The organism is Bacteroides nordii, assembly GCF_019930665.1.
GTDB classification, from domain to species: Bacteria; Bacteroidota; Bacteroidia; order Bacteroidales; family Bacteroidaceae; genus Bacteroides; species Bacteroides nordii.
In genome coordinates this window covers 667135-692091 of record NZ_CP082886.1, presented here as the reverse complement: position 1 = coordinate 692091, position 24957 = coordinate 667135, and the positions used below count along the sequence as shown (strand labels likewise).

General features: G+C 40.4%; 20 protein-coding genes and 1 tRNA gene. 11 read left to right on the top strand and 10 right to left on the bottom strand.

Features of this window, described 5'->3' with window-relative positions:
- Positions 1 to 252 precede the first annotated feature (252 nt).
- Together K8P02_RS02625 and K8P02_RS02620 are read right to left on the bottom strand one after the other, a co-directional pair.
- Positions 253 to 741, bottom strand: coding sequence for a UpxZ family transcription anti-terminator antagonist (locus K8P02_RS02625; protein ID WP_025867870.1), 489 nt, complete (start codon positions 739 to 741; stop codon positions 253 to 255).
- A gap of 19 nt (positions 742 to 760) precedes the next feature.
- Positions 761 to 1297, bottom strand: coding sequence for a UpxY family transcription antiterminator (locus K8P02_RS02620; RefSeq protein ID WP_223381944.1), 537 nt, complete (start codon positions 1295 to 1297; stop codon positions 761 to 763).
- 701 nt (positions 1298 to 1998) lie between these two features.
- Between K8P02_RS02620 and K8P02_RS02615 the strand changes: the two genes are divergently transcribed.
- From K8P02_RS02615 to K8P02_RS02600, 4 genes are all read left to right on the top strand, one after another.
- On the top strand, positions 1999 to 2256 hold the full coding sequence (locus K8P02_RS02615) for a hypothetical protein (RefSeq protein ID WP_081768133.1): 258 nt from the start codon (positions 1999 to 2001) through the stop codon (positions 2254 to 2256).
- A 181-nt stretch (positions 2257 to 2437) separates the two neighbouring features.
- Positions 2438 to 2785 carry an SH3 beta-barrel fold-containing protein gene (locus tag K8P02_RS02610; protein WP_223381942.1) on the top strand — a complete coding sequence of 116 codons (348 nt, stop codon included), beginning with the start codon at positions 2438 to 2440 and terminating at the stop codon, positions 2783 to 2785.
- 98 nt (positions 2786 to 2883) lie between these two features.
- On the top strand, positions 2884 to 3702 hold the full coding sequence (locus tag K8P02_RS02605; protein ID WP_223381939.1) for a DUF4373 domain-containing protein: 819 nt from the start codon (positions 2884 to 2886) through the stop codon (positions 3700 to 3702).
- A 133-nt stretch (positions 3703 to 3835) separates the two neighbouring features.
- Entirely contained in the window at positions 3836 to 3973 is a 138-nt protein-coding gene (locus K8P02_RS02600) for a hypothetical protein (protein ID WP_155921456.1), read from the top strand.
- Positions 3974 to 4410: 437 nt separating this feature from the next.
- On the opposite strand, the gene K8P02_RS02595 is transcribed toward K8P02_RS02600, so the two are convergent.
- Positions 4411 to 5997: a SusD/RagB family nutrient-binding outer membrane lipoprotein gene (locus tag K8P02_RS02595; RefSeq protein WP_025867426.1), complete on the bottom strand. Its 1587-nt coding sequence runs from the start codon at positions 5995 to 5997 to the stop codon at positions 4411 to 4413.
- Positions 5998 to 6017: 20 nt separating this feature from the next.
- Entirely contained in the window at positions 6018 to 9125 is a 3108-nt protein-coding gene (locus K8P02_RS02590; protein ID WP_007484520.1) for a SusC/RagA family TonB-linked outer membrane protein, read from the bottom strand.
- A 135-nt stretch (positions 9126 to 9260) separates the two neighbouring features.
- On the opposite strand from K8P02_RS02590, the gene K8P02_RS02585 reads away from it, so the two are divergent.
- The 6 genes from K8P02_RS02585 to K8P02_RS02565 all read left to right on the top strand — a co-directional run bounded on the left by K8P02_RS02585 (position 9261) and on the right by K8P02_RS02565 (position 11601).
- Positions 9261 to 9842, top strand: coding sequence for a uracil-DNA glycosylase family protein (locus K8P02_RS02585; RefSeq protein WP_007484518.1), 582 nt, complete (start codon positions 9261 to 9263; stop codon positions 9840 to 9842).
- A gap of 12 nt (positions 9843 to 9854) precedes the next feature.
- Entirely contained in the window at positions 9855 to 10208 is a 354-nt protein-coding gene (locus K8P02_RS02580; RefSeq protein WP_007484517.1) for an arsenate reductase family protein, read from the top strand.
- 65 nt (positions 10209 to 10273) lie between these two features.
- Positions 10274 to 10346, top strand: a tRNA-Trp gene (locus tag K8P02_RS02575).
- A 277-nt stretch (positions 10347 to 10623) separates the two neighbouring features.
- Positions 10624 to 10755 (top strand): hypothetical protein, encoded by a 132-nt coding sequence (locus tag K8P02_RS21785; RefSeq protein ID WP_259323718.1) that lies wholly within the window; start codon positions 10624 to 10626, stop codon positions 10753 to 10755.
- A 33-nt stretch (positions 10756 to 10788) separates the two neighbouring features.
- On the top strand, positions 10789 to 11355 hold the full coding sequence (locus K8P02_RS02570) for an ORF6N domain-containing protein (RefSeq protein WP_007484515.1): 567 nt from the start codon (positions 10789 to 10791) through the stop codon (positions 11353 to 11355).
- A 45-nt stretch (positions 11356 to 11400) separates the two neighbouring features.
- Entirely contained in the window at positions 11401 to 11601 is a 201-nt protein-coding gene (locus K8P02_RS02565) for a hypothetical protein (RefSeq protein WP_007484514.1), read from the top strand.
- Positions 11602 to 11656: 55 nt separating this feature from the next.
- On the opposite strand, the gene K8P02_RS02560 is transcribed toward K8P02_RS02565, so the two are convergent.
- The 6 genes from K8P02_RS02560 to K8P02_RS02535 form a co-directional block, all read right to left on the bottom strand.
- A complete protein-coding gene (locus tag K8P02_RS02560; RefSeq protein WP_122201312.1) occupies positions 11657 to 12835 on the bottom strand; it encodes an energy transducer TonB in 1179 nt (392 codons plus the stop codon).
- A complete protein-coding gene (locus K8P02_RS02555; protein ID WP_025867424.1) occupies positions 12832 to 13401 on the bottom strand; it encodes an RNA polymerase sigma factor in 570 nt (189 codons plus the stop codon). The genes K8P02_RS02560 and K8P02_RS02555 overlap by 4 nt, the downstream gene beginning before the upstream one ends.
- Before the next feature lie 199 nt (positions 13402 to 13600).
- On the bottom strand, positions 13601 to 15514 hold the full coding sequence (locus K8P02_RS02550) for an FG-GAP-like repeat-containing protein (protein WP_223381937.1): 1914 nt from the start codon (positions 15512 to 15514) through the stop codon (positions 13601 to 13603).
- Between the two features lie 17 nt (positions 15515 to 15531).
- Positions 15532 to 17808 carry a glycoside hydrolase family 97 protein gene (locus tag K8P02_RS02545; RefSeq protein WP_025867423.1) on the bottom strand — a complete coding sequence of 759 codons (2277 nt, stop codon included), beginning with the start codon at positions 17806 to 17808 and terminating at the stop codon, positions 15532 to 15534.
- 36 nt (positions 17809 to 17844) lie between these two features.
- Entirely contained in the window at positions 17845 to 19416 is a 1572-nt protein-coding gene (locus K8P02_RS02540; RefSeq protein WP_025867422.1) for a RagB/SusD family nutrient uptake outer membrane protein, read from the bottom strand.
- A gap of 37 nt (positions 19417 to 19453) precedes the next feature.
- Positions 19454 to 22549 carry a SusC/RagA family TonB-linked outer membrane protein gene (locus K8P02_RS02535; RefSeq protein WP_025867421.1) on the bottom strand — a complete coding sequence of 1032 codons (3096 nt, stop codon included), beginning with the start codon at positions 22547 to 22549 and terminating at the stop codon, positions 19454 to 19456.
- A gap of 440 nt (positions 22550 to 22989) precedes the next feature.
- Here K8P02_RS02535 and K8P02_RS02530 point away from each other — a divergent pair, with 440 nt between their 5' ends.
- On the top strand, positions 22990 to 24837 hold the full coding sequence (locus K8P02_RS02530) for a vWA domain-containing protein (protein WP_025867420.1): 1848 nt from the start codon (positions 22990 to 22992) through the stop codon (positions 24835 to 24837).
- The last annotated feature ends 120 nt before the right edge of the window (positions 24838 to 24957 follow it).

Below are 24957 nucleotides of genomic sequence, written 5' to 3'. Positions count from 1 at the left end.
GCATCCCCCTACAGAAAGTCACCTACTGGTAGCTTTCCTATAAAGTTTGTCGAAAGCAGAACTTTGTTTTAAAAATTATTAGTATTTATTCCGATGGTCATCGGTAGTAGATTCTCGCAACCCCGATACCCCTGTACGATTTCATGAAAGAATTGTTATAAAAAAGTATGATAAATACATAATGATTCTATGCTTTAAAAAAAATAGATGACTGCGTGAAAGTCACTCTGCTTACCCGGCCATTCGTCTATCTCATTCGTCAATATATTCCCAGGGATACGGATTGTCCACCACATTCTGAAATTCTGTGATAGCTTCCTGCTGCTCACGAGTGAGCGACGCGGAATCCCAAGACGCGATAATGGCACGGGCTTCATCCGCCAAAGGCTCATCGAACACTTCACCATAGCAGACGGTTAGCAGACGGAGTTTCAATAAGGAAGCGGGAAGGGCATCAAGAAGATCCCAACAACGGTCCAGAACTTCCTGAATGTGTTGCTGCTTTTCACCGTAATCGATGAAAGAGGCATTGTAACCCATCAGGAGAGCCAAGCAGACATGGGCCTGTTCTTCAAGGGTGGAGCCTTTGGCACCGGAGTCATACAAGGCGGTGGTCAAACGGTAAACCTCACTGTTACGACGGGACAAATCATCACTATAGATGGGACTATCGTCCATACCCAAATACATCAGTTCATGCGCAGCGCGCTGAAGAGAGGCGGCTTCTTCGGAAAGAGTCATACTATTTAAGGAATTTGAATTATTTAATTACTTCTATCAGATCCGGATGCATGGACGCCATGGCAACGGCGATGACACCCTGGATTTTTATGACCAGACGACGGTCACGGGCACCCTTCACTTTCAGAAAAATGCCTTCCTGACCCTCGAAGTCACCACCCGTGACACGGACTTTAGTGCCTTTGGACAAATTCAATTCATCAGGACGGAAGTAAAGGAGCTGCTCATGATAAGTACCAGCCACGGCAATGAAACGTTGCATCTCATTGTCGGGAATGATGATCTTCTGACCGCTTCGGGTATCGGTGATATACTGCAAATAAGAGACCATGGACTTGACACGTTTCACTTCGGAAGGACAGGCATGAACAAAAATCAGATTGTAGATGACGGGAACCAGGACACGGACTTTTTTCCCGTTTTTGATGCTTATTTTATATTGCATGGGAACGAAATAGTCGATATGTTCCTTCGCAAACAGTCGCATGGCATCAGGCTCTCTACGGTAGGTGGCACGCATGGCATACCAGACTTCGGTCTCTTTATCCGCTTCCATTTTTCTATGATTAGTTCAAAAAAGGGTGTTCTTTCGGGGCTTTGAATATCTTATATACTATTGATATTCAATCATTTGCGACGCATTCATGTAATATACAGCAATATTTGCATCTCTCTTTCCTGATCGTTTTCTGTAGTTGTTCATTAACTGACAGATAAAATGCTATAAACGAGTCAACTGAAAGCAAAAAGTGTTTCAATAGACGTTCGTTTAATTGAACACCTTTATTACACCTTATTATAGAAGGGAAACAAAGCAAAACTATACAGATAAAAACTGAAATAACAGGATAGAATAGATTTCTAATTATCAAGACATTAAAGATAGTACATCAAATATATTATTATTTTTTTTATTAAACATTTTGTCATTCTAAAAATACACTATATCTTTGCGTTCAATTAAACGAACGTCTATTGAAACACTTTTTATTTAAACATATATCCGGTTAATTACCAATATATTAAACAGAGAAAACAGACTATAAAGCACTTTTTACTTCTTGAACCATTCATACAAGAATGAAAAAAACAGTTACTTTCGCAGTTTTAAACTTTTTTAATGTATTCAAAATTAAAAGTAAAAACAATGAGTAAACAAGAACTACAAGAGAGAAAGAAAAAAGAAGTAAAAAAAACAAAAAGGCGAAAAACAACTCCCTTAGTAAACAAAAAACTAAATCAAAAAAAGGAAGAAAAATGGAGGAATCGGTATCTGGTATTATTTCAGAACATAAAGAAGCAATAAAAATCTTTATTACACTTTATAAAAAAGGCGCAATGGGAGATGACTCAAATCTATGCCAGGCAAGTCTGGCACGATTCATTGAGGAGAGAAAAATATTGCTACACAAGGTTAACGGAGAGTATAAACCACTCAAATACAATGCGATCAGAAGCTACATATCAAGAATGTGGCACGAAGAAGACGGAGAGGAAAACAATGAACGGGAATAGATAAAAACAACGAAACAGCAGGACACCAATTCCTGCGACTCGATTTAAAATAATAGGCATACCTTTGGCACATGTTAAAAGCCGGGTATGATAACGTGCCGCTTTTTCAGGAAGGTGGCACGCTCTTTTTTATACGAAACGGAAAATAAAATATAGTATTTATCATTTTAAATTGAGTATTATGAAGAAACAGAAAAGAACGGTATCACAGAGTGAAGCTATGAAAACAAGATGGAAAAGACGGATCGTGATGGAAAAAAGTTATCCGGAGAGTACTGCACAATGGATGGCAGAACGCCTGGAAGCATTGTTGGACCACATGCTGTACGGACATGCCATGATTGCCTACCACAAACAGGACGGAAATTTCAGATTTGTGAAGGGGACACTGATTTATTACGAATCGGAGTTCCACAAAGTATATGACTCGACAAAGGTGGAGGGAGCAGTAGTATACTGGGACATAGAGCAACAGGGATGGAGAACATTCCAGGTGGAGAATTTTATGGAGTGGAGACCGGTTGTTTAATGGAAAGTTGAAAATTGAAAATTGAAAATTAGCTGCGCTATCATGCTGAACAGTAACTTTCAATTTTCAATTAAATAAGTTTTCAACAAAAAAAGGCTATGGAATATTTTGGAATTAATTACTTCCCGCTGTTAACGGGATTTTTTCACTGCGATACGATAGAACTGATTACGGCAATACATGGAGTGAAAGGGCCGCATGCGGTGATCATGTTGCTGTGCAAGATATATACTGACGGGTATTACATTCATTGGGGAAAGGATCAGTGCATGATCTTTGCAAGGAAGTTAGGACCCGAATATACAAAAGAGGCGGTAGAAGAGATTGTAGACCTGCTCATCGAAAAGGAGTTTTTCGACAAGGAGAGCTACAAAACTAACGGAGTCTTGACTTCTGTGGAAATACAAAAGGTATGGTTGGAGGCTACAAGCCGCAGAAAGAAGGACTTAACCAAACTGCCCTACATGCTGACAGAGGGTGCGAACTCAAAAAATGTATGCAAAACAGGTAGTTTAACTACAGAAAATGTAGACAAGTTACCGACTCAAATGGAGTTGAACCTCGAAAATGCAGACAATTTCAGACAAAGTAAAGTAAAGCAAAGTAAAGCAGAGAAGAGTAAAGAACTTCCCCCCTCTGATCCCCCCACCGGGGAGAAGGAAGAAGAGGAAGATATTTCTTTGCTTCCTCCCCCACCCGAATACGCACTCAATGAGAAAACACACAACTACAGCGGGCTACTGGAGAGCCTGAGACTGCACAATGTGAAGGACAAAGCTGAGATTAAGGCGATACTGAGATTATCGGACTACGGCAGAAAGGGGACAGAAGTATGGAGAATACTGGCGAAAACAAACTGGAGCAGGATTGAAGCACCGGGAAAATATATCCTGAAAATACTCAGGACTTCACAGTAGAAACAAGCTGTAAAAAAAACAGGGATCAGGCAAAAGAGAGTACGTATTTTTTAGGGGGGGGGGGCTAAAGTACGTACTTCACACACTGATTACCTTTTTGACAAGTATAGCAGGTGGGATAACAGGTTGGAAGATGAATAAAACGGCTATAAAAAAGGCATTGACAGAAAAAGAGAGCGATATTGAAAAAGTGGAAATCGCTGATTATAAAGAGGATATAAAGGGAATAACAATGATAGAAAACAATGCTTTTTATACAGTACAAAATTAGTATTTTAATACTGCGTTAAAATACTAATTTTACAGGCAAAAGATATATACTTTTATGTATAAAATAACGTACTTTTATGATGAGGAAAATACTAAAGGAGAAAAGGAGTTAACAATGTTAAAGGAACAGGAGAAATAGAAGTGTAGAGTACCTACCAAAACAATCATTGGTCGACTTGCTTAAGTGTAATTTATTCAAGTTTTACAAGTTAATAAAGAAGTCTTATGCGCTTTGATATACTTAAATACAAGATTACAAAATTATTGCTTCAAGGAAGAAAGTATGAAAACTTTTTTGTAATATCTAAACACGATAAGTTATTCAGGATAGAAGGATGAAACTCAACTTCATTAGCTTTAGTTTTAGCTTATTTTTTACTCCGTCACAAATGAAGTTATAAAATAGCCGATATACCCCCTATTTATAGTAAGCAGAACTTACCAATTACGTCCGGTATCCCACCAAAGACGCGTACCTCCATTGTCTTCTCCGCCCAACGCATCCACTAACTTACGGTATTGTTCTCCGTCCTCCGTCTCTAATGAACCGGGAAAGTTCAGACGACGAACCATTGTTTCCGTATCAATACAATGATTCCGGCTATTATTAAATCTTACAGGGAAAAGACGCGGATAACCTGTCCGACGCTGCTCTGCCCATGCCTCACAACCTTCGGGAAACATAGCCAACCATTTCTGAGTAATGATCTTTTCCAGTTTAACCTCCCGGTCTGCACTTTCTATCCAGCGTGGAGACACCTGACAACGAGCCTTTATATTATTATCGGAATCATACGTATCAACAAAATCAGCAGCCCGATTATCGCTGCTCAGATAATCGTCTGCCGCTGTCAGATTGTACTGGCGAAAAGAGGAAGCCACTCCTTGCTTATAGCATTCTCCCGCATCCTCTGATGTCCAACCCCGCAATGCCGCCTCCGCACGAAGAAACCACACCTCGGCGGCAGTCATCAAAACCGCATCTGTAGACTGATCTACCGTCAGCTTCGACAAAGTGTTGTAACGATTGTGGGCAAAACAAGTCCCCTGACGAATGCCGCGATACTCTCCCTTTAAATCCGTAGCCGTACAATGTTCAAAATAAAATTCCCGCCGGGGGTCACCGTAACCATTCATTATAGATTCTATAGAGGCATTCATATAAGTTTCATTCCATACACGATTGAGTTCACCAAGTGGATTGGAGTATCCACTACCGGTAGAGACAGACGCCAATTCGGTAGCATACTCGAAAACGCCATACGCATTATCTAAAGCTTTCAAGAACTCCGAGCGGGCTTTCAACGGACTCACCACAGCTAAACGCATGGCAAGCCTCATCCGCAAAGAGTTGGCAAACTTAATCCAGGAGCTATATTTCCCATCAAGCAGAATATCAAAACGGGCAAACTCTGTAGCTTCCGGCATTCGTTCTATGTAATCAGAAAGAACGGTAACCGCCGTATCCAGTTCATGGAAGAACTCATCATATACTTCCTCCTGCGTATCGGGCTGATAATTGTTTTCCGGATTCGCAAAATTGGTATATACTACAGGGCCATAATAATCTGTCACACGATGCATCACCTCTACTTTCAGAATCTTTGTAATACCAAAGAATGCCGGCTGCCCTGTACGGGTATGGATTTCCGACTGATAAATCTGAGGAAAGATATAAGCATACGTATGTCCCCACATCGCACTATTCCAACCGTCCTGCATATTATAATCGGAATTATGGCTACCTCCATTCAGTGGTTTGGCATCGTGCATATATCCACAGAACATATCAGCATTAAGATTCTGCGTCAATTGAAAGGGCCAGTTCTTGCCTTTGCCATAATCATAATTAAAATAAATGCCCTGCTGAATAATGCCCAGACGAATACCATGGTCATTATTATCCGCTTTCAAATCTTCATCGGTAATGCCTGCCAAATCGGTATTGTACTCTCTGAATTGGGAAGTACAGGATATCAGTATCGACCCTATAAACAAAGACAGAAGAATCATATTCTTTTTCATCATTTTACCCCTTTCCCGCTTTAAAATTCACATTTAATACTGAATCCCCAACTACGTGTCGTGGGCATTCCATAGACTTCGATTCCCTGGTTATCATTTCCGGTAGAAAGTACCAGATCGGGATCAAAAGGCGCTTTCTTGTAAATAAAAAAAAGATTGCGCCCTACAAAAGAAAGCTGTATATCTTTGAAAACCTTCGTTTTAGCTATCCAGCCGGCAGGTAACTGATAGTTTAGAGAAAGCTCTCGCAGACGCACATTTGTGGCATCATACATATAGTATTCCGTCACACCTGCACGTCCGCCAACTACGTTCTTGTAGAATCCCTTTACATTCTCTACACGATGTCCCTCCAACATGATATATCCATCGTCCCTGGCGTCGGCCGTAGTTTTGGAAACTCCATACATATCCATATCGGCCTGGGTTTGTGAAAGAATATTTCCACCATACCGACAGTCTATCAAAAAATAAAGGCTGACCCCTTTGTAAGAAAGAGTATGACTCCATCCCATCGAAAAGAGAGGATTGGCATTGCCTACCTTCACCGTATTTCCGTCTCCCTCAACCTGAGGCAATCCTTTATTTTCGCCCCCGGCCTCGTAAACGATATTTCCACTGCCATCACGAACAAAAGCTTTTCCGTAAATATCGCCGATAGAACCACCTTTCACTAACTTCATGGCATAACTCGACGAAAAACTGGTAGGACCGTAAACAAACTCTTTTAACTGTTCATGCAGTTCGATAATCCGGTTCTTATTGGAAGAGAAATTGAGTGTTGTTTTCCAGATGAAATCCCGCTTCATCACAGGTGCGACATCCAGTGTCAGCTCCCAACCCTCATTCTGTATATTACCGGCATTGACATACCGATAGGCATATTTATCTCCGGATAAAGCCGGCAGCTTGAAGAATTGATTGCGGGTATTGGTACGGTAATAAGTGGCATTAATGCCCAGACGATTACTAAGGAAACGCCACTCGGTACCTACTTCCACAGAGTATGTCATTTCAGGCTCCATCTCTTTAAAAGGAGCCGCATCACTGGCCTGCACTTCACCGCCGGCAGTAACGTGTGAAACCGGATTGGTGATAAACAGTGGGATATCATTACCCACTTTACTGTATGTACCGCGCACTTTACCAAAAGAAACCCATTCCGGCAAAGCTATCAGTTTATTCAGAATAAGAGAAGCACCAACAGAGGGATAGAAAAACCCCGTCCGCTCATGCTGGGTGTAAGCTAAAGTAGAAGCCCAGTCATTACGGGCGGTCACATCTACAAAAAGGCTCTCTCTGTATCCCACCTGTGCTGTAGCAAATACCGACTGCAACTGCCTGTGAGCATCAATCTTCTGATCGAGGCTGGCCGAACCGTTCATAATAATATTGGCCAGATTAAAGACATTGGGAAATTTCAAGGAAGCCGTCTTAGAGTCGTAACGGACAGAATTTACGATCTTGTCATTAATGCTGGCACCCATAGCGGCATCCAGTGAGATGTCACCCCACTTCTTCTTTGCCGTTGCCATCACATCTCCATAAAGCAGTACCTCCTGATAATCCATTTCAATATAGCGACCATTCACTCCCGCCAATGCCGGAGCTGTAGAAGCATAAAACTTCTGCCGTAATTTGTCATTTGCGTAATCCATAGTACCACGTGCCTGAATATCAAGCCAGTCATTCACCTTCACACGAGCAGACAAAGACGTAATGATTCTGGAACGGGTATCTTTACTCTGGATACGATTGACAATCCAATAAGGGTTTTGCTCAAAATCTTCAAAAGACGTATGCCAATTTTGTACATTGAGCTTACGATCTTCATCATATACTTCAAAATGATCTTTATAATAAGACAGATCTTCGCCACGAGGAAAGCGATACAATCCCACCAGGGGATTCATATAAAAACCTCCGGTAACAGGTTTGTTCTTTACCACCTGGCGCATCACATTCACACTGCCATCCAGTTTCAACCGGCCATTGAACAAAGAGGAGGTTTCGCGGAAATTCAGATTGTGTTTGGAAAGCTGATTTTTATCTATAATGCCCCTTCCGCTGGTATTGGCATAAGAGAAATAATTTTGTAACTTCTCGTTTCCATGGCTCACAGATATAGAGGTAATGGAAGTAAAACCGGTACGAAAGAAATTCTTCAGGTTGTCCTGATCCGGCAGTTCGGCCTTTGCTCCCCAGCTATCTACATCATCACTCACCCCATAGCGGTTTTGCATTTCAGGAAGACTAAAAGCATTATCAACGGTCAGGCTGGTAGAGAAAGATACTTTATGAACTCCGGACTCGCTCCCTTTTTTAGTGGTTATCAATATTACCCCATTAGCAGCCTGGCTACCATACAAAGCTGCAGCCGGAGCACCTTTCAGAATCGTTATACTCTCCACATCCTCAGGATTCAGATTAGAAATGCCGTCGCCTCCGTCACGATTGCCGGCATTGGCTGTACCTCCAATAGCCGAATAGGCTTGTTCGGAAGTAGAGTTGAGCATCGGAACACCATCTATTACATATAAAGGCTGATTATCACTGACTACAGAACGTATACCACGAATACTGACCTTAGCTGATGCACCCGGTCCTGAGGAATTCTTACTAATTTGCACACCTGCTGCTTTTCCTGCCAGTGCAGTAATCATATTAGGGTCCTTCACCCGGTTCAGTTCATCACTTTTGAGCTGCATAGCCGAATATGAGAGAGAAGATTCCTTCTTTTCAATGCCAAGTGCAGTGACAATAATAGGATCAAGCATCACGGCATCTTCTTTGAGTAGTATCTCAAATTCAGTTTGTCCCCGTACAGGCACTTCCTTAGTCTCACATCCCACAAAGGAAATTTGCAGAACAGCATCCTGTTCTACTACTAAAGAAAATTCACCCTCTGCATTAGTAATGGTTCCATCGGGCTCCCCTTTCACTTTTACAGTAGCTCCAATCAAAATTTCTCCTTTGGAATCGACGACGTGTCCTTTTATCTTTTTTCTTGAAGAAAACTGGTCTGTGTGTTTATCATATTCTATATTAATAGCATTACACTCTTCTATTCCCAAAGGAGGTAAGAGCATTAAAAACAGGTATAAAAGAGTCCTTTTAGTAAGTAACATGTTCATTTCAAATAGATTGTGCTTATACAAAAGTACACAATAAATTCTAAAAAAATATTTTTTAGGTAACGTTTAAACAAAAGAGTTCTCAGAAATAGGTATTATCACTATTTTTGTTGCAAATAAACTGTAAATATGGAAATAGAGATAGAAAATCATCCCCTGAAACCGTTTTTACCTCCGCATGCAAAATTGTTAATGCTGGGCAGTTTTCCGCCACAAAAGAAAAGATGGTCTATGGATTTTTATTATCCAAATTTAAACAATGATATGTGGAGAATTGTGGGACTCCTGTTCTTTGACAACAAGGATCATTTTCTGAATGAGTCAAAGAAAGCTTTTTGTCGTGAACAAATCATTGATTTTCTCAATAAAAAGGGGATTGCCTTATTCGATACTGCTTCTGCCATACGACGTTTGCAGGATAATGCTTCCGACAAATTCTTAGAAGTGGTTCAGTCTACTGACATAGCTGCTATGCTCCGACAATTACCGGAATGCAAAGCCATCGTAACCACCGGGCAAAAGGCTACAGATACCCTCCGCATGCAATTCAATGTAGAGGAACCCAAAGTAGGCGACTTTTCTGAGTTTGTGTTTGAAAACCGCCCGATACGGCTCTACCGGATGCCTTCTTCTTCCCGTGCTTACCCATTAGCATTGGATAAGAAAGCAGCTGCTTACCGTATCATGTACCAAGACTTACAAATGCTTTAAAATAATAGAAATATGAAACCAATCTTTTTGCAATACCCAGCGTGTAGCACTTGTCAAAAGGCAAAAAAGTGGCTGACTGAAAATAATATTGAGTATACCAACCGTCTCATCGTAGAAAATAACCCCACCGTAGAAGAACTGAAAGCATGGATTCCACTTAGTGGACTACCGGTAAAAAAGTTTTTCAACACCAGCGGACTGGTTTATAAAGAGCTGAACCTCAAAGAAAAGCTTACCACAATGAGCGAAGAAGAACAGATAGCCCTGCTGGCTACCAATGGTAAACTGGTGAAACGTCCATTGGTAGTGACTGATCATTTTGTATTAGTAGGATTCAAACCCGACGAATGGGAAAAACTAAAATAGTTGAAAACTTCTTTGCAGAAATACTTGCAGATTCGGAAGATTATTCTATCTTTGCACCCGCAAACACGGGAGTAGCTCAGTTGGTAGAGCACCGGTCTCCAAAACCGGGTGTCGGGAGTTCGAGCCTCTCCTCCCGTGCATGATTAAATAGCTGTAAGTTTTTTGACTTACGGCTATTTTTCGTTTATAGGTCGGGCAAAGGTCGGACGGCAAAAGCATAATCCATACTCATTCGTTTCATCCACTTCGCAAGGGTTCAACGGAAGGCCATGTATTTCGAAAAGGAAGGAACGGACGTACGAAAAGAGGGTAACACACCGTATTGGACGGATGCAAAATAGGAAAATGATACGTCAGGAGGTAATTTTTTGTTCTATGTTTGAGTTTGAGTGGTTAGGGTATAGTTATAGTAACAATGCGGAAGTTGACAGGAAAACGGGGATGGAAGAGGACGGGAGACGGAAAAGGAGCGTTGGTAACATTTGCGCCGGATATTGTTCGACAAGAGAAAAAGGATGGTAATAATATAGGAAAAATGAAGAATTAACTCTACTTTTGTGATACAAAAATAAAATAGGACATGGATGAATTACTAATTATTCAAAATAAAATATACGAGATACGAGGTCAGAAGGTGATGTTGGACTTCGATTTGGCAGAGATGTATGATACAGAGACAAAGTATTTGAAACGTTCTGTAAAAAACAACCTCCGTCGCTTCCCCAGCGATTTCATGTTTGAACTGACTAAGGAAGAATGGGAGGATTTGAGGTGCAGAATTAGCACCTCAAAGAGGGGAGGTACCCGGTATATGCCCTACGCATTCACCGAACATGGTGTCGCCCAACTCTCTTCCGTACTCAACAGTAACATTGCAATAGATGTAAACATACAGATTATACGCGCCTTTATTGCTGTCCGCCAATTGATAGCCAATCCTCCGGTAGACCGTATTTCAGAGTTACAGGTGGAAGTTAAAGAACTCAAACAATACCTCGAAGAAGTTTTTGCCGACTACAATGACATCAACGACGATACCCGGATGCAAATAGAGCTAATCAACCAAACACTGGCAGAACTGCAAACCAAAAAGGCGTGGGACGAAAGACCACGTAACCCGATTGGATTCATTAAGACTAAAGAATAGCCTTTTCTTACCCTGCCATTGGCATACAAATACCTTCTATACAATATGATAAATGGCAGATTGGTTGACTTTACTTCCGATGAATTAAATACATTATCCTTGGCTTTATCAGAACTTGGAGCTAAGTTGAAAATACTTCCCAGTCAATCGCGAGACCTGGATGACAACGATAGGGGATATTTCGATATTCTCTACCAAATGGAAAAGAGTTTTCACGAGTTGAAAGCTCTTTTTTTATTGCTCTGATTATAAAATAGCCTCGAATGATGGAATCTTTTCCAGTTCTTCCCAAACACTTTCTTTAGAATTTAACATTCAGTGTTACTTCTTTATTTCCTGCCAACCAGTCCGGCCCGTCTTTTACAAGACGTATTGCTTCTTTATCAGCAGAAACACATAGGCTGTTCTTTATTTTTATATTCACCGGGCGACCCTTTTTATCCACATGAAAAGTCAGTACTACTTCCCCTTTTACCTTTGCGCATTCTTCATCTGTTGGACGGATCCTATTCTTTTTCAGGTACTTCTTATATGCTTTGAACCCTATCACAGGAACGGGCTCCGGCATGGTCAACGGCTCAACGCGTACTACCGAACCTGTAAAATCCTTTTTCCTTTCAGTACCATAGCCCACTACCACAACTTCGTTTAATGCTTCTTTGCTCTCATTCATGGCAATCAACATTTCTTTGCCGGTATCTGCAGGAAGAGTTATCGGTTCATAGCCAATATAGTTGACCGCAATCTCTTTGTTTCCGTCTGCATCTAATGTAAAGTTTCCATTTACATCCGAAACCGTACTCTTACCGGTTCCTTTTACAAGAATATTAGCTCCCATAAGAGGTTCTCCGTTTTCATCAGTCACACGTCCTTTTATCCCACCAACCTTTAGGCCTTCTACCCTATCCTGCAACTTCCGGGCAAGATTATTATCGCCTGCAGCGATTGTAGTATCAGCCAGTTTTAATTCTTCTGAAAGGACCATACTCATCTCTACTTCCGCCGCAGATTGCTCTTTCACTTCGGGAGCAATGGTTTTGGCAGTAACAGCAGGTTTCACTTTTCGTTCCTGACTGATGAGTGGTCTCATCGAATCCTTTTTCAGTGTCTTCGCCAACTTCACTTCTGCCTCAGCAGGTATCTGTGAAGGCGTTTGCAAAATAGTATCCCGTTGCAATTGTTCCAGAGCCATGAGAGTTTCTTCCGGTAATTTATCTTTTTGGAACAGGAAATAACCACCCAACCAAACACCTAACAGGAGACTGGCAGCCACACTCCAGGCAAAAGCATGATTCTGCTTTCTTTTCACCCTCATTGTAATCCGGCGGCGAAGTAACTCTATCTGTTGCTCCTGACTTTCCCCTGCGCCGTCGTAACCATCCATAGCGTCGGCAAGAAAAGGATCTCGCATCGCTTCCTTTTGCAGGCGATGAGCTTCTTTTCCTTTACGGGTTCCTCGTATGTAGTCTAATAGCTTCATTGGGTCTGGTTCTTTATACAAATCTTTAAATTACGTTTTCCATTCTGGATATAGCTTTTCACGTTATTCAGTGTAAAGCCTGTTTGCTCTACAATATCGGCATAAGACATTTCTTCCATAAAAAAATGCATGATGCTGATACGCTGAAATTCGGGAAGCTTTTCAAGACAATGCTTCAGGGCATTTAGTTGTTCTTCCGAAGTATCTTCTTCAGATAAAAGATGCAGAAATTCATCAGATTCCACAAGGTTAATCGTATAATCGAGAGGAATTTCTTTATTTTCTTTTCTCAGTATCTGTAGACAGTGGTTCTTTGCTACCCGATATAGCCAGGGTTTGAAAACCTTTATTTCATAATGGGGTACTTTGGGAAGCAGATCTTCAAAAAGTTGCATTACTGCATCCTGTGCACGTGCTTCGTCGGTCAGATACTTGAGACAAAGACCATATAATAACGGAATATATCGGTTGTAAAGTTCACCAAAATATTCTGTTTTACCAGACGTGGCGTACTGATGTAATAGCTCTTCGTCGGTCAGCTTTAATATGTTCTTTTTAAAAAACAGGACTTCTTTTTGGGCAAAGTTAAAAAAAATAAGTAAACGTAGGGATATATGGAAGGATTAAGTAATCAATCCACCACAGAGCACACTGAGTAATTACATAGTTCATTTTAAACAATTAAGCCCCTGCATTCTCTGCAGTGAAATACAAAAAAAGGCTACCGAAATATCCGATAGCCTTCTTACCCTGTTCGTTATCCTTTTACCAAACAATCACCTTTTCTGTTATTGTTTCATTAGCTAATGTAATCTTTACAAGATAAATCCCCTTCGGCAGATTTACAGTTGTATTATTCAATGATACTGATTCTGAATATACATTACCTCCATCCATGGAATAAACATTGATTATACCGTTCAAATCACTGGCAGCAGTAATACGGATGGCGTCTCCCTCGCTCATAACCTTTACAGAGGCCTTCTCCGGTTCGTTTGTTATTCCGGTTCCTGCACCAAAAATAGCAAATGGGCCACCTACTTTAGCATTATCAACCGCTTGTACTCCCCATGTATACTCGCCAATCAGTCCTGTTACCTTATATAACACTCTCTTGCTGATTAATCCGGAAACTTCGGCTACTTTCAACCGTCCGGTAGTAATATCAGCCGGAATTGTCATTCTGATAACATCTCCCTGTTTGATATACAAATTATATTTCAAAGCACTGGCCGGAGTTACATCATCAGCCGGGGCATCCCATGAGAACATTACAATGCCATTGGAACCCGACACTGCTTTCAAATTGGTAGGTGCGCCGGGAGCCTTATTTGCAGTAATTCCTTCGCCTAAATTATTCTTCATCAGGCGGGTATGTGATCCTCCCGCATCGCCATAACCCACAAGAAATGCATCCAAATTACCATCATTGTCAAAATCTACCAGATTGGCTGTTCCACCCCTTTGTGCTTTTGCACCAGCATACACTAACGGAGAAGCAGTAAACATAGGAGCATCCAGTTTGCCTCCATTGTTCAAATAAACCATATCAGTCTCCTCTGTAGCATTCATATACAAGATATCGCTAAAACCGTCATTGTTAACATCGCCTGCATCGACTGAAAGCGCCTGTCTGCTATTTGGCAACCCCGTTGTAGCAGCACCATATTTGGTAAATCCTCCTACTGAATTGATATACACGTCACCGCGCCAGTTCCAACTCACCGCTTCGTCCCATCTAACTCCGGGAACCATAAAATCCTGTTTTCCATCATTGTTATAATCAATCCAGACAGGATTGCCTTCTTCTATACCTTCAAATTCAATGGGTTCGGCAAAAGTTCCGTCACCATTGTTTTTGTAGACTGCACCATTATAACTGCCATGATAACTATAGTCGGCATCATACTTGTCAACGTCAATTCCTTCACCCGAAACAATCAGATCCAAGAATCCATCACCATCATAGTCAGCCCAGGCAGCCCCACCACCAGATAACTGAACAAAGGGTTTAGCCGTACTGCTACCCATTTTGTTTTTTACCAGCTTGTCAATACGTTCAAAATTCTCCCCATTTACATTTCTGTATAAGTATGAGATTCCGGTATTCTTGTCACCTTCGCTTGTACGCCCCTGAATATAAAGATCCGTCCAGCCGTCACCGTCATAATCAGCAGCTACTACATATCGGTTAGAACGATTTTCCTTTCCATTATTAATCAAAGGGAATAGCCCTGTAAATACCTCTTCAAAATCGGCATCTCCTCCTTTATTTTTCCATAAACCAGCATAGTATTCTCCATTACTTTTCTTTCCGGCCAGAAACAAATCCAGATTTCCATCATTATTATAGTCGAACCAGGTGGCACTGGATGTCCTCAAACCCGGGAAATTATGCGCAACTTGCTCAAATTGCTTTCCATCTTTATTTTTATAAAGTAATGTTTGCTCTCCTTGTGAAGTTACACCGGCTATAATCACATCCAGAAAACCATCGTTGTTATAATCTCCCCAGGCAGCAGCAGCTTCATACGCCATAGGAATACTCTCTGTTCCACCGTCTACTACAACAGGATTAATGATCTCAGAAAATGAAGCATGTTTCACCTGAGCAAAAGCAGAGGTACAGGCAAGTCCGACCAACGCACATGTGCATCTAAAAATTTCTACGTTTTTCATAATACATTTGTTTTTCATTAATAGATAAAAGTTGTCGAGGCCAATGCAGCTTCTGTCTTCACAGAAACTACATATACTCCTCTATTGAAGCCCGAAAGATCTATCTGCTCAGAATAAGAACCATCCTTAAAATTCTTCGCAAATAAAACCTGTCCGGAGATATTGTTTATTTTCACTGCCTCAATTATTTTTTTTGTCTTTACATGAAGCGTATCGGACTCTTTCTCTACATACACAGTGAGAGGATTCTCCTGATTGACCTTTGCAATACCCGAACCGGAGGAATGGAGCAAGCGAATGGTAAAACCGCCTCCTTTGGCCATGTTGATAGAAAGTTTAGTATCTTTAGTGATTTCCATCTTTTCACAAACATACTCTTTGGGCTGTTCACCCGATGCAGGAGTATCCTTAAAGATGTCAGCCTGATAAGAGGCACCAGCTTCCAGAAAACTGAAATCAATTTCTACCGTTCTTGGAGTCCAATCGGTCATACCACCTACATACCAGTCTTTTCCCTTTTGTTTAGCCATCAGAATATAATCTCCCAATTTGGCATCCAATGGTACTGTTTTATCCCAGATTGTAGGAACTGTTGACAAGAAACTAAGTATATCCGGATATTTATTGTATTCTGTTGGAGAGTCACATAAGTATCCCACCCACTGGTCATAGATGACATACATTGACAGTTCGTGAGCTCTGGTGCCCATACTCATTGGTGGAGTGTTGTCCTTGTCAATGGGTTTGAACTCCTCCTGAGTTACATTTCTCATAGACCCCGGAGTATAATCTTCGGGACCAGCCAATGAACGTATAAAAGGAAATTGCGTATGATATTCAGGCGTCAGAGTGCTTTCCCAGAAATTACACTCAGCACCACGGACAGCCTCAAAATTCAGGATGTTGGGATAAGTACGATTGATCCCGGTTGGAACCGGACAACCATGGAACAGGGCAACCATTTGATTGTCTGCCAGACGTTGTGCAAACTCCCGTCCCCAACGCATAGCAATCTGATCACTGCGTTCAAAGAAATCGATCTTTGCTCCGGAAACACCATAGTCTTTCATCTTCTTAATCCAGTCCTGCGGATTCTCTCTAACACAACTTGCCCATGTCCAAACCAAAATTTTCACATTCTTCTGTTTTGCATAAAGGCATAATGTACGTATATAATCTTCAGACCAACCGGCATCAAGTGTCATATATTCAATACCATGCTGAGAAGCCCAATCAACATAATATTTATATAATTGAAAAGACAGATTCTTATTTCCTGATGGAAAATCGACTCCTTCTAAAACGGCTTTGTGCCACCATTCCCAAGCACTTTTACCCGGCTGTATCCAAGAAGTATCCGTCAAACGGCAAGGTTCTGCCAACATATACACCAATTCATTATTAAGCAGAGATTTGTCATCATCAGAAACAATAATAACTCGCCAGGGGAATGTGCGGCTCCCTTCTGTTTTTGCAATATAGTTTTCTCTTGAAATAACCAGATGATTAGAATACCAGTAGCTGGAATTTGAAGGATCAGAATCCATAACCTCTTTAGGGTATTGAGCCCACTTTCCACGCATGGAATTCACGCCGTTTTGCTCCATATACAATCCCGGATAATCATATGTATCAGATTCCGTTACAACAATCTTGTAAGGAGTATCAGGATACGAAAACAGTACGGGAGAAACAGAAAAACGATTGTTAGTGATATCAGTCGGTGCATTATAAGTTTTATAGAGCCGTTCAAAGTTTCTATATCCCTGATGAATCTGGTGTACTTTCCCCTGCTGGTCTTTTTCTCCGGAATAATTAGTATCACACTCCGGGAAATAGATTGTCGGGGTTGAAGTAAAATTGAACACAGCATCTTCACTATTGATAATAATCTCTCCGTCCAGACGGGTGATAAAACGATACGCTATTCCCTCATCGTAAGCCCTCACCAAAAGGTCATAGTTTTCATTAAATGATATTAACAGCTCATTATAAGCCTCTCTCAGAGTTTTATTTTTTCCGGCTACAACATCAATTGTTTGATCCACATGATTGGTCGTTGTACTTTTTACCGTTCCTCCTCCCACAATTGTCCCGTTAGAAAGATTCAATCCTATGGATGAGGGAGCGATCAACTGCTTATCGCCATGCCATACCTCATAGGTCGTACCATTGTCTACCCGTAGCTTTATTTTCAACGTGCCGTTAGGCGAAGTCGTTTCATATTCTTCCGCCTGCACACCGAAGGTGCATAAGAACAAAAGCAATAAAGATAAAATTGATTTTCTATTCATACTATTTTGTGCATTAAATGGTCATTAATTATAGATTTAATATCCCGGATTCTGATCTTCTTCACTGATATCATCATTGTTTTTAATCTCTGTATCCGGTATAGGATAGCGCATGTGGAAATCTTTGATCGTTCCCGACTTCTTAGCCCAGGAATTACGTTCTTTTATCAATTCAACAAATTTACCGGTACGAATCAAATCCATACGTCTCCAACCTTCAAAGCAAAGTTCACGGATGCGTTCATTCATAATTTGTGTACGGAATTCATCCTGACCATAATTCCAGGCCATTTCATTAGGCAGAGTCCCACCCCAGGCACGGGCTCGTACCTGATTTACAATCGTATTTGCCTGTCCGGTTTCTCCAAGTTCATTTAGACATTCGGCATAACACAACAGAACATCAGCATAACGCAACACTATAAAATTCTTGCCGGAATACCATTCGTTAGCCAAATTCCCGTTGAACTGGTCCGTACGTTCGTCTTCATACTTCTTGATATGTGGATCTAATTCGTCAGCTCCCCACGAAACCTCAGTAGGTGTAATGCCCAGATAGGTAAAATCATAGCGTATACTTTCATCTCTGCGCAAATCACCTTCTTCCCAAATACCTCCTTCGGATTTTGATTTATAAGCATATTCTGTAGGTAATGCCACATCATAGCCGGCAAAATAACAACCCTCGCCAAATGTAGCAACTACTGTACGAGACCCCATATCAAACTGCCAATGATTAATGCGGTTCACATTGTCATAATCTAACTCAAAGATCGATTCAGGTGAATTGAACTCTAATTTCTCATCGAAAAGATTTGCAAAATCAGGATCCAGCTGATAACGGTTCATCATTGCTTCAAAACTCTCTTTCGCTAGTTTGAAATCTCTCATTCCTGTCTCTTGGGGAACTGACATGTACGCTTTACCCAACATGGCATAGGCTGCACCGGAAGTCGCACGTGTTTTATCACCGGATTCTGTATACTTTTCTTTCAAGGATGTTGAAGCAAACGTAAAATCATCAAAGATTTGCTTCCAGACCTTTTCCAATGGTTGGCGGGCTGAATTTTCCATCTTTGCAATATCAACTACCGGAATTTCTCCCCAATACATAGTAAGTTCCATCATCACCATAGCCCGTATGAAACAAGACTCACCCTTCAGACGTTTAATTCTGTCTAAAGTATCTTCATCCTGAGTTGTTTCGGACAATACATCAAGCGCATAAATCGCATTAGCGGCAGAAATAACAATCGGCCATCTTCTTGACCACATTTTATCTACCTGTGTAGACATCGAATTGAGCAAACCGTTGTAAAGATCCAGACTTGCCTGTGCAGCATCATCCATCTGCACGATACCCTGCTTGCTCTCATCCAAACCTAAAAGTGAGAAAGTCAGTCCTTCGCGCCCGGATTTCGAGTCACGAAATGCAGTATACAAACCATCTACAGTTGGTGCTATATTTTCCAGATTAGAAAAAGCCTCCTGTTCTGTCAAGGATGTTTTAGGCTCCTGATTCAGGAAATCGGAACAAGAAAACATTGTTAAAGAACCTGCCAATATACAGGCCGTTGCCAATTTATTTATTTTTATTACGTTTTTCATAACTAAACTATATTTTAAATACCTGTGTGAAGACTATTTACAATGAAACACTCAAGCCAAAAACAAACATTCTTGTAGGAGGATACCAATCTCCGGTTTCCGGATCATAGCCTTTATAAGAGGTCCAGCAGAACACATTGGAAATGGTTGAATAAACCCGTAAATTTCCAATCTTCATCTTTTCCACGATTGTCTTAGGGAATGTATATGCTAAACTCAATGTAGACAAACGTAAGTATGAAGCATTCTGTACGGAGAAATCCATCTGACTGGCGGAGAATGTGTTATAGTACATTGTTTCGGTATCCGTAGGATCATTATAGATAGGACGGGGGAATTTTGCATCTGTGTTTTCCGGACTCCAACGATCAACCAAATCAACAGAAGCAACTCCTGTACCCCGGCTTGTGATTAATGATTCATAATAAGGACTTAGTTTCTTGGCTCCGTAAGAGTAGTTGAAGACAGCATTCAGCGTAATTCCTTTATAAGATAAGTCTGTAGAGAAACCGCCATAAAACTTAGGATCAGGAGAACCTACAATCACACGGTCTTTATCATCAATCACTTTATCATCATTCACATCCAGCGGATAGAGATCTCCGGGATTAACCTGGCGTCCTGAGAAATCAATATTCTTCAAACGATCCATGTCTATTACTTGAGCAATACCACCGGTTCTCCAGATGTAGATTGTATTACGGGATTCACCCAGGAACAGATTGCCCTCTTTCTGCATGTTACGATTATCATCAATTTTGTAAATAGCATCATTATTTCCGTAAAGCTGTGTAACCTTGTTCTTATCAGCAGAAATATTTGCTGAAAAATTCCACAAGAAATCTCTGGTTTCAATCAATTTGGCATTCATAGAAAACTCAATACCTTTATTTTCAATAGCTCCGATATTTTCTACTGCTGAGCTAAAGCCGGAAGTTAATGGCAAGGAACGTGTCATCAGCAAATCCTTATTCTTTATAAGGAATGCATCCAATGATGCAGTAATACGTCCGTTCAGGAATCCCATATCCACTCCCACATTAAACTGCCTCTGAGATTCCCAGGTAATATCTTTTGTTCCCCGGCGCCCTTTAGGTACATAAGTTACTTTTCCATCTTCTAATTTGGCATCATAAAGTGTATAAAATGCAAAATCATCAATATTCTGATTACCTACCAAACCGTATCCTAAACGTAGTTTCAACTGGCTAAGCACATCTTGTTCTTTCATAAAGTTCTCCTCTGCTATATTCCATGCTGCAGAGAAAGAAGGGAACAGCCCCCAGCGTTTACCTTCGGCAAACTTAGAAGAACCGTCATAACGGGCTGTTGCAGTCAGATAATACTTACTTGCATAATTATAATTGGCACGCACTACATATGACATCAAGGTAGATGTAACAAAGTCAGATCCGATAGAACGTTCGTCTGTTTTATAGGAAGATCCTATATTATAATAAGAGAACTTATCAGTACCAAAACCTTTACCGGTTGCATACGTATAATCACGATTCGTTTGAGTAGCACTGGTACTAAAGAGAGCATTAATCTTATGTTCGCCAAATGCACGGTCATAAGAGATAGAGTTATCCCATTGCCAAGTCATTCTTTGGTCACGTGTATGTTCGGCCTGACCATCTTGTGAATAACGAATAGATTCCTGAATATCCTTCGGAGTGTATTTGAAACGATCCTCCTGGAAATAGTCAATAGAGAATGAGGTACGAATATTCAGCCCTTTAATAGGATTGATATTCAAAAAATTAGTAGAAGATAACCGATTACGTCTACGGTTATTTTCTATTTTTAAGGTACGAATCGGATTGAAGTAATTGTCATCCTGTACTCCACCATAGTTCAATGTATAAATCTCAGAATTAATAGGTAACATCGGATTCGCACCACGAGCTTTGTCATAAACACCATCATCTGAGAAAATATCAGAATCAGTATGTGTAAATGCTGTATTGGTACCAACTTTTAACCAGGATTTTATCGCATAATCCGAATTTATACGTCCGCTATATCTTTTATCTCCAAGATTTTCAACCATTCCGGTTTTATTAGAATAGCCTAAACTAAAATAATAAGCACCTTTTTCGGAAGCTCCGCTAAAACTCAATGCATGATTTTGTTCTACACCAGTACGGGTCACTGCATCCAGCCAATTATAATTATCATTATTATTATAAGCATCAAACTCATATTGAGCAAAAACATATCCTCCTGATCCGTCTTTTGAATAAGGTTTCATAACCCGGTTATTCAGAAATGCATTGATTTCATCTTCAGTTGCTCCCGGATGACGTGCGGTAAAGGAGTTCATCGCTGCATCTTTTCTCAACTCAAAAAGGTCTTTTGTTCCCATTGTCTTGGGAAGTTTAGCATCCGTCTGGAAACCGACCCAACCATCATAAGTAACTTTTCCGATACCGTTTTTACCTTTTTTAGTTGTAACTAAAATCACACCATTGGAAGCACGGGAACCATACAGGGCTGTAGCAGATGCATCTTTCAATACTTCGATAGAAGCAACATCATTCAAGTTGACTGAATTAAACCCACCTCCGAAGTTATCCATAACCTGACCATCTATTACATAGATAGGGTCAGTACTTCCGTTAATAGTATTAATACCACGGATTTTAATCGTTGCGTCATCACCAGGTTTAGCAGCATTGGAAATAAACACACCAGCAACACGACCTTGCAATGCCTGATTAATGTTAGTAACCGGCTTCTCCTCCAGTACTTTGGCACTTACACTTGAGACAGCACCTGTCAAATCACTCTTCTTCAGAATAGTACCAACAACTACTACTTCTTCCAAATCCTGAGCATCTGCTTTCAAAGACACATTTATCAATGATCTGTTTTTTACAGCAACCTCTTTCGTTTCATATCCAAGATAACTGAACACCAATGTAGCATCAGATGCTACGGAAAGAGAATACTTTCCATCCAAATCTGTAATAGTACCTTGGGTAGTACCTTTTACAGAGACACTTGCTCCCATCAGTACTTCAGAATCAGGAAATCCTGTAACAGTCCCTTCAACTGTCACTTTTTGAGCAGCTAATAGAGTACAACAAAATAACAGGGAGAAAAACCAAATTAATCTGTTTCTTTTCATAATACATTAAGATTAATAATTAAATGAATTTTATATTAATATCCTGTCATCGGCTACAAAACAAATACATAGCCAATATATAGAATTAGATCAGGCTGTTATCAAATCGTAGTCTTATACTTCGCTGTTTTTCAATAAACTATTGATAACATAAAATCTATTTCACATATGCAAAATTAGGCGAACGCATAGGAGTACACAATGGAGAAATATACTATAAACATGGACAATCTTACGATAAATAAAAAAAGAAAGTATAAGTATTCTCAACTCTATAAATAGATGTAATATATGGGCTCATCAATCATTCGCGTCCATCCAAGAAATCTTTTTTAGAAATAAATTAAAAAAAAGAAGAAGACATTTATGGAATCTTTCCACTAATCGCATCTATAGAGTAAAACATCGGATTTATGTATCACATTAAAACAATAAAATGTATGAAAACAAATCAATTAAAAGCAATGATGCTGGGATTGCTGATAGCAGTCATTTCTTTGGGAACAGTAAATGCACAGGTACTTATAGTAAAAGGTAAAGTGACCGATGCTGCAGACGGTTTTGGCATTACAGGATGCACAGTACTGGTAAAAGGAACTACGCGTAGTACAATAACCAATGTAGACGGTGAATATACAATCCGTGCCAACAAAGGTGAAAAGCTGATATTCTCCTACATTGGTTATGAAACACAAACAGTGAAAGTGACTTCTGAACGGCTGAATATCACCATGCAGGCAAATAGCCAAATACTTGAAGAGTGTGTAGTGGTAGGTTATGGCATGCAGAAACAGGTAAGCATGTGTGGTGCTGTATCAAACATTATGCCTGGAATAATGACAAGAAGGGCCTATGCTGCCTACGATATGAATACGGAAGAATATAAAAACATTGAAGAAAACGGTTTCAAGAAGGTAAACGAAAATCCATTATCAACTTTTTCTATCGATGTAGATGCCGCCTCTTACAGTAATATGCGCCGTTATCTAAACAGAGGTGAACTACCGCCTGCTGATGCTATCCGCACAGAAGAGTTAATAAACTATTTCTCGTATAATTATCCCCAACCTACGGGCAAAGATCCGGTAAAAATCACTACTGAGATAGGTTCTTGTCCATGGAATAAAAATCACCGCTTAGTACGCATCGGGTTAAAAGCTAAAGAAATTCCTACCGAAAAGCTTCCGGTATCCAATCTCGTTTTCTTAATTGATGTATCGGGATCCATGTACGGGCCACAGCATCTGGGATTAGTTCAGTCTTCCCTCAAACTATTAGTAAACAATTTGCGCGATGCAGATAGAGTGGCTATCGTTGTTTATTCCGGTTCAGCAGGAGAGCGTTTGCCGTCAACCAGCGGAAGTGATAAGCAAAAAATCCGTGAAGCGATTGACGAATTGACTGCCGGAGGTTCTACAGCCGGAGGCGAAGGCATAAAACTTGCGTATAAAATTGCGAAAAAGAATTTTGTGAAGGGAGGAAACAATCGTATTATACTTTGTACGGACGGCGATTTTAATGTAGGGGTATCGTCTAATGAAGGTCTGGAAAATCTGATTGAACAGGAAAGAAAAAGTGGTGTATACCTTACTGTTTTAGGTTACGGCATGGGTAATTATAAAGATAGCAAAATGCAGATACTTGCTGAAAAAGGAAATGGGAATCATGCCTATATTGATAATCTGCAAGAAGCCAACAGAGTATTGGTAAATGAGTTTGGAGCTACTATGCACACAGTAGCCAAAGATGTAAAATTACAAATAGAATTTAATCCATCTCAAGTGCAGGCATACCGCCTCATCGGTTACGAAAGCCGCCTGTTGAAAGATGAGGATTTTAATAATGACGCAAAAGATGCCGGTGAAATGGGAGCGGGACATACAGTAACTGCTTTTTATGAAGTAGTACCCGCAGGTGTGGAAAGTAATTTCGTGAACAAAGTGGATGATTTAAAATATCAGAAGAAGGTAAAACCTGCTCTCCAACCAACCACAGGTTCAAAAGAACTACTTACAGTAAAATTGCGCTATAAAGCACCGGACGAAGATATCAGCAAGAAATTAGAACTCCCACTTGTTGATAATAAAGGAAACAATGTATCCTCTGATTTCCGTTTTGCTGCGGCAGTAGCCATGTTCGGGCAGTTACTTCGCGATTCCGACTTTAAAGGAGATGCAACATATACACAAGTTATTGCAATGGTAAAAACAGCATTGGATAATGATGAAAGAGGGTATCGAAGGGAATTCCTCAGGCTGGTAGAAACAGCAGATGGATTGAAGCAATAAAATATCAATAAGAGCGAACGCAGATTAACGCTAATTTTCGCAAACTTAATCTTTGCGTAAATTAGCGTTAATCTGCGTTTCTAAAGTTACATATTAATAACTTTATGAGACTTTTAAGTC

Coding starts and splice junctions, on each gene's coding strand:
- K8P02_RS02560 (WP_122201312.1), bottom strand. CDS start 12,835: ATGAAGCTATTAGACTACATACGAGGAACCCGTAAAGGAAAAGAAGCT.
- K8P02_RS02535 (WP_025867421.1), bottom strand. CDS start 22,549: ATGAAAAGAAACAGATTAATTTGGTTTTTCTCCCTGTTATTTTGTTGT.
- K8P02_RS02545 (WP_025867423.1), bottom strand. CDS start 17,808: ATGAATAGAAAATCAATTTTATCTTTATTGCTTTTGTTCTTATGCACC.
- K8P02_RS02625 (WP_025867870.1), bottom strand. CDS start 741: ATGACTCTTTCCGAAGAAGCCGCCTCTCTTCAGCGCGCTGCGCATGAA.
- K8P02_RS02570 (WP_007484515.1), top strand. CDS start 10,789: ATGGATGAATTACTAATTATTCAAAATAAAATATACGAGATACGAGGT.
- K8P02_RS02610 (WP_223381942.1), top strand. CDS start 2,438: ATGAAGAAACAGAAAAGAACGGTATCACAGAGTGAAGCTATGAAAACA.
- K8P02_RS02550 (WP_223381937.1), bottom strand. CDS start 15,514: ATGAAAAACGTAGAAATTTTTAGATGCACATGTGCGTTGGTCGGACTT.
- K8P02_RS02585 (WP_007484518.1), top strand. CDS start 9,261: ATGGAAATAGAGATAGAAAATCATCCCCTGAAACCGTTTTTACCTCCG.
- K8P02_RS02620 (WP_223381944.1), bottom strand. CDS start 1,297: ATGGAAGCGGATAAAGAGACCGAAGTCTGGTATGCCATGCGTGCCACC.
- K8P02_RS02600 (WP_155921456.1), top strand. CDS start 3,836: ATGAATAAAACGGCTATAAAAAAGGCATTGACAGAAAAAGAGAGCGAT.
- K8P02_RS02615 (WP_081768133.1), top strand. CDS start 1,999: ATGGAGGAATCGGTATCTGGTATTATTTCAGAACATAAAGAAGCAATA.
- K8P02_RS02595 (WP_025867426.1), bottom strand. CDS start 5,997: ATGAAAAAGAATATGATTCTTCTGTCTTTGTTTATAGGGTCGATACTG.
- K8P02_RS02540 (WP_025867422.1), bottom strand. CDS start 19,416: ATGAAAAACGTAATAAAAATAAATAAATTGGCAACGGCCTGTATATTG.
- K8P02_RS02565 (WP_007484514.1), top strand. CDS start 11,401: ATGATAAATGGCAGATTGGTTGACTTTACTTCCGATGAATTAAATACA.
- K8P02_RS02590 (WP_007484520.1), bottom strand. CDS start 9,125: ATGTTACTTACTAAAAGGACTCTTTTATACCTGTTTTTAATGCTCTTA.
- K8P02_RS02605 (WP_223381939.1), top strand. CDS start 2,884: ATGGAATATTTTGGAATTAATTACTTCCCGCTGTTAACGGGATTTTTT.
- K8P02_RS02580 (WP_007484517.1), top strand. CDS start 9,855: ATGAAACCAATCTTTTTGCAATACCCAGCGTGTAGCACTTGTCAAAAG.
- K8P02_RS21785 (WP_259323718.1), top strand. CDS start 10,624: ATGCGGAAGTTGACAGGAAAACGGGGATGGAAGAGGACGGGAGACGGA.
- K8P02_RS02530 (WP_025867420.1), top strand. CDS start 22,990: ATGAAAACAAATCAATTAAAAGCAATGATGCTGGGATTGCTGATAGCA.